The sequence below is a fragment of the Mycobacterium sp. 1164985.4 genome (assembly GCF_001668575.1).
Classification (GTDB): domain Bacteria; phylum Actinomycetota; class Actinomycetes; order Mycobacteriales; family Mycobacteriaceae; genus Mycobacterium.
This window is the reverse complement of record NZ_LZMD01000034.1, coordinates 58,452-70,481: the sequence shown is the minus strand read 5'-3', so window position 1 is coordinate 70,481 and position 12,030 is coordinate 58,452. Positions and strand designations below refer to the sequence as shown.

11 protein-coding genes and 1 pseudogene are annotated in these 12,030 nt (G+C 67.4%); 7 read left to right on the top strand and 5 right to left on the bottom strand.

Annotated elements, in window-relative coordinates:
- Positions 1-86: 86 nt before the first annotated feature.
- A pseudogene (locus A5650_RS04945) lies at positions 87-578 on the bottom strand (murein hydrolase activator EnvC family protein); the annotation flags it as partial.
- Between the two features lie 291 nt (positions 579-869).
- Between A5650_RS04945 and rpsB the strand changes: the two are divergent.
- The 3 genes from rpsB to A5650_RS04930 all read left to right on the top strand — a co-directional run bounded on the left by rpsB (position 870) and on the right by A5650_RS04930 (position 4,078).
- The gene (rpsB, locus tag A5650_RS04940; RefSeq protein WP_067286900.1) at positions 870-1,730 is read left to right on the top strand and encodes a 30S ribosomal protein S2; all 861 of its coding nucleotides are present in this window, start codon (positions 870-872) and stop codon (positions 1,728-1,730) included.
- A gap of 1 nt (position 1,731) precedes the next feature.
- Entirely contained in the window at positions 1,732-2,547 is an 816-nt protein-coding gene (gene tsf, locus A5650_RS04935; protein ID WP_067286898.1) for a translation elongation factor Ts, read from the top strand.
- Positions 2,548-2,668: 121 nt separating this feature from the next.
- Positions 2,669-4,078 carry an amidase gene (locus tag A5650_RS04930; RefSeq protein ID WP_067286896.1) on the top strand — a complete coding sequence of 470 codons (1,410 nt, stop codon included), beginning with the start codon at positions 2,669-2,671 and terminating at the stop codon, positions 4,076-4,078.
- Here A5650_RS04930 and A5650_RS04925 read toward each other — a convergent pair.
- On the bottom strand, positions 4,075-5,196 hold the full coding sequence (locus tag A5650_RS04925) for a glycerate kinase (RefSeq protein WP_067286893.1): 1,122 nt from the start codon (positions 5,194-5,196) through the stop codon (positions 4,075-4,077). The genes A5650_RS04930 and A5650_RS04925 overlap by 4 nt on opposite strands.
- A 20-nt stretch (positions 5,197-5,216) precedes the next feature.
- Positions 5,217-5,651 (bottom strand): MarR family winged helix-turn-helix transcriptional regulator, encoded by a 435-nt coding sequence (locus A5650_RS04920; protein WP_067286891.1) that lies wholly within the window; start codon positions 5,649-5,651, stop codon positions 5,217-5,219.
- A gap of 36 nt (positions 5,652-5,687) precedes the next feature.
- On the opposite strand from A5650_RS04920, the gene A5650_RS04915 reads away from it, so the two are divergent.
- The 4 genes from A5650_RS04915 (at position 5,688) to A5650_RS04900 (ending at position 8,745) form a co-directional block, all read left to right on the top strand.
- The gene (locus A5650_RS04915) at positions 5,688-6,365 is read left to right on the top strand and encodes a class I SAM-dependent methyltransferase (protein WP_067286889.1); all 678 of its coding nucleotides are present in this window, start codon (positions 5,688-5,690) and stop codon (positions 6,363-6,365) included.
- 87 nt (positions 6,366-6,452) lie between these two features.
- On the top strand, positions 6,453-7,235 hold the full coding sequence (gene pyrH, locus A5650_RS04910) for a UMP kinase (protein ID WP_067286886.1): 783 nt from the start codon (positions 6,453-6,455) through the stop codon (positions 7,233-7,235).
- 74 nt (positions 7,236-7,309) lie between these two features.
- A complete protein-coding gene (gene frr, locus A5650_RS04905) occupies positions 7,310-7,867 on the top strand; it encodes a ribosome recycling factor (protein ID WP_067286883.1) in 558 nt (185 codons plus the stop codon).
- Positions 7,867-8,745 (top strand): phosphatidate cytidylyltransferase, encoded by an 879-nt coding sequence (locus tag A5650_RS04900; RefSeq protein ID WP_067286879.1) that lies wholly within the window; start codon positions 7,867-7,869, stop codon positions 8,743-8,745. The genes frr and A5650_RS04900 overlap by 1 nt, the downstream gene beginning before the upstream one ends.
- Positions 8,746-8,772: 27 nt before the next feature.
- Here A5650_RS04900 and A5650_RS04895 read toward each other — a convergent pair whose 3' ends face one another.
- Positions 8,773-9,132, bottom strand: a complete 360-nt coding sequence (locus A5650_RS04895; RefSeq protein ID WP_067286876.1) for an ANTAR domain-containing protein — start codon at positions 9,130-9,132, stop codon at positions 8,773-8,775.
- Positions 9,129-12,023: an FAD-binding and (Fe-S)-binding domain-containing protein gene (locus A5650_RS04890; RefSeq protein WP_067286873.1), complete on the bottom strand. Its 2,895-nt coding sequence runs from the start codon at positions 12,021-12,023 to the stop codon at positions 9,129-9,131. Before A5650_RS04890 ends, A5650_RS04895 begins: the two co-directional genes overlap by 4 nt.
- Positions 12,024-12,030 lie beyond the last annotated feature (7 nt).

Below are 12,030 nucleotides of genomic sequence, written 5' to 3'. Positions count from 1 at the left end.
GACGAACACACCCACCGCAACGCCGGAAATACCGACCATCGCATCGCCGCTTGACATAGGAGCAATGCACGCTCGCGCCAAAAAGAAATCGGTTTGAGGCGGATCGGGGTCGTGACGACCAGGCCGAGCGGGTCGACGTAGTCGGCGCGCGACGCGGGACCCCACATCGCGCCCCAGTGCAGGCACGCCGATCGCGGGCAGCCGAGATGCCCCGCCTCCAGCACGCCGATCGCCGACTCCGCGTCGACGCGCTGACCGCGCACGACCGTCGCCCGGACCGGTTCGTACGTGGTCCGCAGCCCGCCGGGATGAGCGATCGAGACGACCGTCCGCCCCGCCAGCTCTCCTGCGAACACCACGGTGCCCTCGGCCGCCGCCAACACCCGCTGACCGGGCGTTCCCGCCAGGTCCACACCGCGATGCCCGGTCTCCCAGTTGGGGGTGGGGGCGTCGAAGCTGCGCATCACCTCGGGGCGCGGTCGCAGCGGCCAGGCCAGGCGGCCCTCCTGCGCGGCGACGGGCGCCGCCCACACCAGCCCGGACACCGTGACGGCGGCCACGACCACGACCCAACGCATAATCCCAGTTCAGCGCACTACGCCCGACCGGCGCCAGACCGCGACGAGGATCTGTGGACAACGGCTCGGCATGGAATCGACGTGGAAAAAGCACCCCTGTGCAGGGTGTAAACTGCTAACCGCAGCTCGCTTGCGCGGGCTGACTTCGCGTGTCTGCGCACGACCCGTTCGACTAGGTCGTATCCCGGATGCCGTCGGTCCCGTCTTCTGACGGGTTCTGGCTTCCGAGCAGTCACCAGGGCTCGGCGTCACCCGACGCCGGCATCAACCGACGAAAAGGACCATGGACTCATGGCTGTTGTAACCATGAAGCAGCTGCTCGACAGCGGCACCCACTTCGGGCATCAGACCCGTCGCTGGAATCCCAAGATGAAGCGGTTCATCTTCACCGACCGCAACGGCATCTACATCATCGATCTGCAGCAGACGCTGACCTACATCGACAAGGCGTACGAGTTCGTCAAGGAAACCGTCGCCCACGGTGGGACGATCATGTTCGTCGGCACCAAGAAGCAGGCGCAGGAGTCGATCGCCGAAGAGGCCACCCGCGTCGGCATGCCGTACGTGAACCAGCGCTGGCTGGGCGGCATGCTCACGAACTTCTCGACCGTGCACAAGCGGCTGCAGCGTCTCAAGGAACTCGAGACGATGGAGCAGACCGGCGGGTTCGAGGGTCGCACCAAGAAGGAAATCCTGATGCTGACCCGCGAGAAGAACAAGCTCGAGCGGTCGCTCGGCGGTATCCGCGACATGGCCAAGGTGCCCTCGGCCGTGTGGGTCGTCGACACCAACAAGGAGCACATCGCCGTCGGCGAGGCGCGCAAGCTCGGCATCCCCGTCATCGCGATCCTCGACACCAACTGCGATCCCGACCTCGTCGACTACCCGATTCCGGGCAACGACGACGCGATCCGTTCGGCCGCCCTGCTGACCAAGGTGATCGCCGCCGCGGTCGCCGAGGGCCTGCAGGCCCGCGCCGGTGTGGGCCGTGACGGCGACAAGCCCGACGCCGAGGCCGCCGAACCGCTCGCCGAGTGGGAGCAGGAACTGCTGGCCGGCGCGACCGCCACCGCATCCCCGACCGCCGCAGGTGCCGAGCCCGGCACCCCCGAGGCGGACGTCCAGACCGAACCGAAGACCACGGAGAGCTGATATGGCCAACTACACCGCCGCTGACGTCAAGCGACTGCGGGAGCTGACCGGCGCCGGCATGCTCGACAGCAAGAACGCGTTGGTCGAGGCCGACGGCGATTTCGACAAGGCCGTCGAGCTGCTGCGCATCAAGGGCGCCAAGGACGTCGGCAAGCGCGCCGAGCGCGCGACCGCCGAGGGCCTGGTGGCCGCGAAGGACGGTGCACTGATCGAGCTGAACTCCGAAACCGACTTCGTCGCCAAGAACGCGGAGTTCCAGGCCGTCGCCGACCAGATCGTCGCCGCCGCCGCGGCCGCGAAGGCCACCGACGTCGACGCGCTGAAGGCCGCCAAGGTGGGTGACACCACTGTCGAGCAGGTGATCGCCGACCTGTCGGCCAAGATCGGCGAGAAGCTTGAGTTGCGCCGCGTCGCGTACTTCGACGGCACCGTCGAGACCTACCTGCACAAGCGTGCCGCGGACCTGCCGCCGGCCGTCGGTGTGCTGGTGGAGTATCAGGGCGACAACAAGCAGGCCGCGCACGCGGTCGCTTTGCAGATCGCCGCGCTCAAGGCCAAGTACCTCACCCGCGAGGACGTGCCCGAGGACGTCGTCGCCAACGAGCGTCGCATCGCCGAGGAGACCGCCCGTACCGAAGGCAAGCCCGAGCAGGCGCTGCCCAAGATCGTCGAAGGCCGCGTGACCGGCTTCTACAAGGACGTCGTGCTGCTCGACCAGCCGTCGGTGTCCGATAACAAGAAGACCGTCAAAGCCCTGCTCGACGAGGCGGGCGTGACCGTGACCCGCTTCGTTCGCTTCGAGGTCGGCCAAGCCTAGAAATCTCCACCGCGAGCGCTCATCGTTGTACGGCCGAAGGGCCGAAATCGGTACAACGGTGAGCGCTCGCGCATGTGGAGGGTAGGCCCACGACGCGGTACGGCCTGGTACCGTCGCGGTCATGGGTCGCATTGATGCCTTCGGCGATGACGCCCTCGGCGATTTGGACGCCGTCGCTCTTGTTGAGGCGCTGCAGTCGGGCGCCGTGTCGCGAGCGGAACTGATCGAGGCCGCGATCGCCCGCACGGAGGCCGTCAACCCGTCGCTGAACGGATTGGCGTACGCGGCGTTCGAGAAGGCGCGGACCCGCGCCGCCGATCCGCATCCCTACGGCGGCTACTTCAACGGAGTGCCGTCGTTCCTGAAAGACAATGTGGCGGTCGCCGGTATGCCGACCATGAACGGCACCGACGCGTGGGATCCGCGCCCGGAACGGCGACACGGCGACTTCGCGCGCTCGTTCCTGGCGACTGGGTTGGCGCCGATCGGCAAGACGCAGATGTCAGAGTTCGGCTTCAGCGCCTCGGCCGAGCATCCCCGCATCGGGCCCGTGCGCAATCCCTGGAACCCCGAGCACACCGCGGGTGCGTCGTCGTCTGGTTCCGCGGCGTTCGTCGCCGCCGGGGTGGTGCCGATCGCGCACGCCAACGACGGTGGCGGATCGATCCGAATCCCCGCCTCCTGCAACGGGTTGGTGGGTCTCAAGCCGTCGCGCGGCCGACTGCCGCTGGACAAAAAGCTGCGGCAGATGCCGCTTCGCATCGTCGCCAACGGCGCCGTCACCCGGTCGGTGCGCGACACCGCGGCGTTCTACCGCGAGATCGAGCGGGTGTACCGCAATCCGCGGTTACCCGCGATCGGCGACGTCGCGCGGCCCGGGACCCAACGGCTACGAATCGCGGTGTGCACGCAGTCGATCTCGCGCGAGGCGAGCCCCGAGGTGCGTGAGCTGACGCTGAAGAACGCCGCGCTGCTCGAGGAACTCGGGCATCGGGTCACGGTGATCGACAATCCCGTGCCGTCGCACTTCATGGACGACTTCCTGCTCTACTGGTCGTTCCTGGCGTTCGCGCTGGTGCGCAGCGGCCGCACGTTGGGGTCGAACTTCGACCGCGCGCGCCTGGACAATCTCACGCTCGGCCTCGGCCGTCACGCCTCGCGGAATCTGCACCGGTTGCCGACAGCGATCACGCGGTTGTCGCGCATCCGCCGGATCACCTCACGCATCACCGACGACCACGACGTCGTGCTGACCCCGACGCTCGCCGACGTCGCGCCGCCGATCGGACATCTCGACCCGACGCAGGACTACCAGACGATCATCGACCGGCTCGTCGACTGGGTGGCGTTCACACCGCTGCAGAACGCCACGGGGGAGCCGGCGATCTCGCTGCCCCTCGCCGAGTCCGCGGCCGGGCTTCCGGTCGGCATGATGTTCGCCGCGCCTGTGGGCCAGGAACGCAGGTTGCTCGAGTTGGCCTACGAACTCGAAGAAGCGCGGCCGTTCACGCGCATTCACGACCCGCGCTAGAGATTGCGGCAGACCTCGGCGGTGGCGCGGGTGAGCGACTGGGCGCCCTCCCGCAGAGCCCGTTCGATCGGCGTGTCGTCGGCGGTGATCGCGACGAGTCGCTCGACGCCGTGGTCGAGCAGCACCGCGGCATCGGGAGCAACCCGACCGGCGAAGATGACCACGCTGGCCCCGGCGCGCACCGCCGCCCGAGCGACGCCATACGGGGTCTTGCCCATGACGGTCTGAGCGTCGACGCTGCCCTCGCCGGTGAACACCCAGTCGGCGCCGTACAGCGCCCGCTCCAAGCCGACGGTCTCTGCCACCTCCTCTACGCCGGATCTGCTTACCGCACCGAGGAATTCGACGAGCGCAAACCCCGCGCCGCCCGCGGCGCCCGCGCCAGGTCGCTGCGGTTGGGTGCCACCGAGCGTCGCGGACGCGACAGAGGCCAGCCGGGCCAAACCCGCCTCGAGTCGCGTCACATCGTCGGGCCCGGCGCCTTTCTGCGGGCCGAACACCGCGCTGGCCCCGCTGGGGCCCAACAGCGGTGCGGTGACGTCGGATGCCACCCGGATCCTGACCTCCCGAAGACGCGGGTCCAAGCCGGTCAGATCGACGCGCTCGAGGCGGTCGAGATCCCCGCCGCCGGGCGCCAACGGTTTGCCGTCGGCGTCCAGGAACGCCGCGCCCAGCGCCGTGAGCATGCCCGTTCCGCCGTCGTTGGTGGCCGACCCGCCCAGACCGATCAGGAAATCCTCGGCACCTCGGTCGAGTGCCGCGCGGATCAGTTGACCCACCCCGAATGTGCTCGCCGAGAGGATGTTTCGCTTCTCAGGTGCGATGAGCTCGAGCCCCGCCGCGGCCGCCATCTCGATCACCGCCAGCTGGCGCAGGGGCACATAGCCATACCGCGCGGTGACGGTGCGGCCCAGCGCGTCGGACACCGCCACGTCGACGTGCTCACCGTGCAACGCGTCGACGACCGCGTCGACGGTTCCTTCACCGCCGTCGGCCATCGGGACGCCGACGACGTCGGCGCCCGGTAGCACGGCCGCGACGCCGGCCCTCATCGCGGCGACCGCTTCGGACGCGGTCATCGATTCCTTGAACGAGTCCGGCGCCAGGACGATCTTCATGGCCCGTAGTCTCGCAGAACTCAGTCCGTTCCGAGCGCCGCGAGGATCTGCTTGAACTCCCGCTGCTGACGCTGCGTGAGATTGGCCATCAACTTGCACTCTGCGGCGTGCACGCCGGAATCGGTGCGCTTCAACAACTCCCGACCCTCGCGGGTGAGCTGCGCGGGCAGCGAGCGGCCCGACGAAACGCTTGCGGGCCGCGACACCAGCCCGCGGTCCTCCAGGCCGCGAAGCACCATGTTCATCGCCTGCGGTGAGACGTTGAAGTCGCGGGCCAGTTCGGCGTTCGACCGGCCCTCGTGCTGCGACAGGATCCGCATGCACAGGTACTGGGGGAACGCCACGCCCAGCGGTTCGAGGACCGTCGCGGTGACCTCGGCGCGCAGCGCCTTGGCCACCCGGGACAGCAGAAAGCCGAGCGGCTGATCCTCGAGCGGTCCATTCATGTCAACCATATTGACATATATCAACCACGTTGATATCAAAGTTCTATGACCGAACCGACGAGTGAACTGTTCGACAACGCGTACAAGGGCGAGATGCCCGAGATGAGCGGCGCGAAGCCGCCGTGGAGCATCGGCGAACCGCAGCCGGAGCTCGCCGCCCTCATCGAGCAGGGCAAGTTCCACGGCGATGTGCTCGACGCCGGCTGTGGCGAAGCCGCGATCTCGATTTACCTCGCGGAGCGGGGCGTCACCACGGTCGGTCTCGATCAGTCGCCGACCGCGATCGAACTGGCCAAGCAGGAGGCCGCCGAGCGCGGGCTGACCAACGCCACCTTCGAGGTCGCCGACATCAGCGACTTCGGGGGCTACGACGGCCGGTTCGGGACCATCGTCGACTCGACGTTGTTCCACTCGATGCCCGTCGAACTGCGCGAGGGATACCAGCGCTCGATCGTCCGGGCCGCCGCCCCCGGTGCGTCGTACTTCGTGCTGGTGTTCGACAGGGCGGGGATGCCCAACGGGCCGGCCAACCCCGTCACCGAAGACGAGTTGCGCGACGTGGTCTCCAAGTACTGGACCATTGACGAGATCAGGCCGGCGCGCATCCACGGCGTTTTCCCGGAGGGCTTCGAGGAGTTCTTCCCGGCGCTCGACATCCGCGACGAGCCGAAAGGCCGCCGATCGGTGCCTGCCTGGCTTTTGAGCGCGCACCTTCCCGACTGATTCGGCGAGTCGCGACCCACTCGCCGCCGTGGCGCCGCTCATGAGGCAGGATGAGGGGGATCTCAGCGAAGACCCGTAAGGAGTCGGATGGCGGACCCCAATGTCGCCGGTCAGGCGGCTCCGGACTCGACTAGTCCCAACGGCGCCGCGTCAGGTTCCATCCGTCCCATGTACAGCAGGGTGCTGCTCAAGCTGGGCGGTGAGATGTTCGGCGGTGGGGAAGTGGGCCTCGACCCGGACGTCGTACACCTCGTCGCGCGCCAGATCGCCGAAGTCGTGCGCAGCGGTGTGCAGGTCGCCGTGGTCATCGGTGGCGGAAACTTCTTCCGCGGCGCGCAGTTGCAGCAGCGTGGTATGGAGCGCACGCGCAGTGACTACATGGGCATGCTCGGAACCGTGATGAACAGCCTGGCGCTGCAGGACTTTCTGGAGAAAGAAGGCATCGCGACGCGGGTGCAGACCGCCATCACCATGGGCCAGGTCGCCGAGCCGTACATTCCGCTGCGGGCCGTGCGGCACCTCGAGAAGGGCCGCGTCGTGATCTTCGGGGCCGGCATGGGCCTGCCGTATTTCTCCACTGACACCACCGCCGCGCAGCGCGCGCTCGAGATCGGAGCCGAGGTGGTGCTGATGGCCAAGGCCGTCGACGGTGTGTTCACCGCCGACCCGCGCCAGGACCCCGACGCCGAATTGCTCACCGCCATCAGCCACCGCGAGGTGATCGACCGGGGCCTGAAGGTCGCCGACGCGACCGCGTTCAGCCTCTGCATGGACAACGGCATGCCGATCCTGGTGTTCAACCTGCTCACCGACGGCAATATCGCGCGGGCGGTCGCGGGTGAGAAGATCGGAACACTGGTCACCACCTGACCCACCTGGGCAAGCGACAGCGACGATGCGCACGCGCGAGGAGTGACCGACGCGCACAGACGAAGGAGAAGGACGTGATCGACGAAACCCTCTTCGATGCCGAGGAGAAGATGGAGAAGGCGGTGTCGGTCGCGCGCGACGACCTGTCCTCCATCCGCACCGGTCGCGCCAATCCGGCGATGTTCGCACGCGTCAACGTCGACTACTACGGGTCACCGACCCCGATCACGCAGCTGTCCAGCATCAACGTGCCCGAGGCAAGGCTGGTGGTGATCAAGCCCTATGAGGCCGGCCAGCTGCGCAACATCGAGGAGGCGATCCGCAACTCCGATCTCGGCGTGAATCCCACCAACGACGGCAACGTCATCCGCGTGGCCATTCCGCAGCTGACCGAAGAGCGTCGCCGTGACCTGGTCAAGCAGGCCAAGGCCAAGGGCGAGGACGCCAAGGTCGCGGTGCGCAACATCCGTCGCAAGGCGATGGAGGAGCTGCACCGCATCAAAAAGGACGGCGAGGCGGGCGAGGACGAGGTGGGCCGCGCGGAGAAGGACCTCGACAAGTCCACCGCCACCTACACCCATCAGATCGACGAACTCGTCAAGCACAAAGAAGGCGAGCTGCTGGAGGTCTAGTGACCGAACAGCACAAGGGTCCCGTGGCAGAGACGCCGGTCGACGAACCGCCCAAGAAGAAGTCGCGGGCGGGCCGTGACCTGCCCGCCGCGATCGGGGTCGGCGTCGCGCTCGGCGCGGTCGCCATCGGCACGCTCCTCTTCTGGCCGATCGGCTGGCTGCCGGTGCTGGCGGTTTTCATCCCCATCGCCACCCACGAGGTGATCCGCCGACTGCGCGAGGCCGGATACGACCTCCCCGCCGTTCCCTTGCTGCTGGGCGGCCAGGCGATGATCTGGCTGAGCTGGCCGTTCGGCCCGGCCGGGGTGCTCGGCGCGTACGGCGGAACGATCGTCGTCTGCATGGTGTGGCGGCTCGTCGGGCATGGGTTGCGCCACCAGCCGGTCAATTATCTCCGCGACATCGCCGCCTCGGTGTTGCTGTCGACGTGGGTGCCCCTTTTCGCCAGTTTCAGTGCGCTGCTGATCTTCCAGGACCACGGCGGTGGGCGGGTGTTCACGGTGATCGCGACCGTGGTGTTCGCCGACATCGGCGGGTACGTGGCCGGAGTCCTGTTCGGCAAGCATCTGATGGCCCCGGCCATCAGCCCGAAGAAATCGTGGGAGGGGCTGGGCGGTTCGATGGTGTTCGGCATCGGCGCCGCGGTGGTGTCGGTGACGTTCCTGCTCGACAAGCCGGCCTGGGTCGGCGTGCCGCTCGGGCTCATGCTCGTGATCACCGGTGTGCTGGGCGACCTGGTCGAGTCGCAGGTCAAACGCGACCTCGGAATCAAGGACATGGGCACCTTGCTGCCGGGACACGGCGGCATCATGGACCGCATCGACGCGATGCTTCCGTCGGCGGTGGCGGGCTGGATCGTCCTGACTCTGCTGGCTTAGTCGGCGCGATGGGTACCGCGAGGGGGTTCATTCCCCGCCCGCAGTCCCGGCGGTAGCGCGCAGCCCCTCCCGCACCGTCACCAAGAATTCGGTCGCGGCGTCGAAGTCGGGCCGCGGCCCACACCGGGTCCAGATCTCGACGACGCAGAGCGCGACCTGACGGACCCGGACGTTGCTGACCTGAGACAGCACGCGAAGGAGGTCGAACGCCTGCTCGCCATTGAGGCCGAACGTCTGCATCAGCATCCCTTTGGCCTGTTCGATCACGGGCAGGCCGGCCAGCTTGTCCCGCAGCTGAGCGATTTCGAGCCGCAGGCGTTCGGCCTCGGTGACCGGCGCGGCCGCCAGTCGGGTGGCCCGATCTTCGTCGGACAAGGTGAGGGTCATCGTTTCTCCTTTCGATCTCGTAGGGCCTCGGCGAGGACGGAAGCGGTGTGACGCGGGGTTCGGTTCTCGATCAGGTCGCGGATCTGCGTTCGACAGCTGAATCCGTCGGCGAGCACCATCGTCTCGGGGTCCGCATCACGCAGCGCGGGAAGCAGTTTGTCCTCGGCGCACGCCACCGATACGTCATGATGTCCGCGCTGAAAACCGAAATTCCCTGCAAGGCCGCAGCATCCGGCATCGAGCACTCTGGCGTCGACACCGGCATCCTCGAGAACCGCTTTCTCGTCGGAGTAGTGCAGCACAGCGTGCTGGTGACAATGCGGCTGCACGACGGCGCGGCCCCCAATGCGCGGAGGGTCCCACTCGCCTGCCTTGCGGTGCAGAAGTTCGCCGATCGTGTACGTCTGCTCAGCGAGCCGATGCGCATCCTCGTTGCCGTTCAACAGGTTTGTGGCATCGGAGCGGAACACCGCCGCACAACTGGGCTCGAGCACGACGACCGGAGTGCCGGTGCGCAGCGCGGGCCGCAGGGCCCGCAGCGTCCGCCCCAGAACCTTTTTCGCGACACCGAGTTGGCCGGTGGAAATCCATGTGAGCCCACAGCAGAGTGATCGACGTGGAACGATGACGGTGAAGCCGGCCGAGCGGAGCACCTCGACGGCGTCGCGACCGATGCCCGGGTCGAAGTTGTTGGTGAAGGTGTCCGCGAACAGGATGACCGACTCGTGTCCGTCGGTTCGCAGCGGCTGATCGCGCCACCACCGGGTGAATCGTTGCGTCGCGAACCGCGGGAGATCGCGATGCGAATCGATCCCGCCGAGGGTCTTGACTGCCGCGTCCAGGCGCGGCATGTGGGTCAAGGCGTTGACGGCTCGCGGTGCGACCGCGGCCATGTGGGCCCACAGGGGTATCCATCCCATCGTGTAGTGGGCCATCGGACGCAGTCGACGGTGATAGTGGTGAAAAAGGAACTCCGCCTTGTAGGTTGCCATGTCGACGTTGACCGGGCAGTCGCTCAGACACCCCTTGCACGCCAGGCACAGATCGAGGGCGTCACGGATCTCGGTGGACGCCCAGCCGTCGCTGATGACGTCCTGCTGGAGCATCTCGAACAGCAACCGCGCGCGCCCACGGGTCGAATGGTGTTCCTCTCCGGTGGCGCGATAGCTCGGACACATCACGCCGGACTCGTCGCCGCGGCACTTCCCGACACCGACGCACCGTGCGGCGGCGTGCGAGAAGCGGTGCCCGTCATCGGCGTACGCGAATGCCGTCGCCGGCTCGATCGGGAGATACCCAGTGCCGAATCGCAGGTTGTCGTCGAGCCGATACGGCTTGACTACCTTTCCCGGATTCATCCGGTTGTCGGGGTCGAAGAGCGCCTTGGTCTTCTCGAACGCGCGAACGACACGGTGGCCGAACATGATCGGCAACAGTTCGCCGCGCGACTGACCGTCGCCGTGTTCCCCGGACAGCGACCCGCCGTAGTCGACGACGAGGTGGGCGGCGTCGTGGGCGAACCGTCTGTAGGCGGCGATGCCGTCGGCGGTGCGCAGATCGAAGGGGATCCGAGTGTGTACGCAACCCTGGCCGAAATGCCCGTATAGCGAGGACGTTCCGTAGCCGTAGCGGTCGAGCAGGGCGTGAAAGTCACGCAGGTAGTCACCCAGCCGGTGCGGCGGGACCGCCGCGTCCTCCCAACCTTCGTGCGTCTCGGGGCCGACCGGTGGATAGGCCGTCGCGCCCAGTCCGGCTTCCCGGGCGGCCCACACCTGCTTCTTGTGTACCGGATCACTGACGATTCTGGCATCGCAGTCGGCCGTGGCCTGCACGGCCTCGATCATCGCCTTGGCGCGGTGGTCGGCCTGATCCTGGTCGTCTCCGTCCACTTGCACCATGAGCCAACCGCCGCCGCGGGGAAGCTGATTGAGGGCCTTCTCGGCCAGCCGCCGTGAGTGTTCGAGTTCGACCAGCCGCTGGTCGAGGCCTTCCAGCGCCGCCGGTTCGTGCTCGAGCACGGCTGGAACGGCGTCGGCAGCGGCGGCGATGTCGTCGAACCCGAGTATTGCCAGCGCGCTCGCGGCGGGTCGGCGGACCAAGGAGATCTCGGCGCACAGCACGGTGACGAGCGTGCTCTCGCTTCCGACCAACGCCTTTGCCAGGTCAAAGCCGTTGTCGGGCAATAGGCTATCGAGGTTGTATCCCGACACCCGGCGTGGAATGTGTGGGTAGCGCTCACGAATGTCGTCGCCGAACTCGGTGACGATCGAGCGCAGCCCACCGTAGATCTCGGCGAGCCGTCCTCCCGAGGTGATGATCCGGTCGATGTCGCGGTCGTCGGTCGGGCCGACCCAACATTGGGCGCCGTCATAGGTCAAAATCTGAAGGGCGCGAACCGAGTCGACCATCTTTCCGTACGCCTGCGCGGTCGAGCCGCACGAGTTGTTGCCGATCATTCCGCCGACGGTGCAACTGACATGTGTGGACGGTTTCGGGCCCACCATCCAGCCGGTGTCCGCGAGGTGGTCGTTGAGAACGTCGAGCTTGATGCCCGGTTCGACCACCGCCGTGCCCCTGTCGACGTCGATTGCGCGGATGCGGGTGCAGTACTTGCTCCAGTCGAGCACGACGGCGGCATTGCAGCACTGACCCGCCAAGCTGGTGCCGCCACCGCGCGACAGGACGGGAACGTCGTTGTCGCGGCACACAGCGATGGCCTCGACCGCATCGTCCGGCGTATGGGGCACGACGACACCGATGGGGACCTGACGGTAGTTCGAGGCGTCGGTGGAGTAGGCCGCCCGCGAGCCAGGGTCGAATCGGACCTCACCGGCGATACGGCGGTCCAACTCGGCAGCGAGCGTGGAATAGAGCAGTGACGAAGGGCTCATGCGGTGG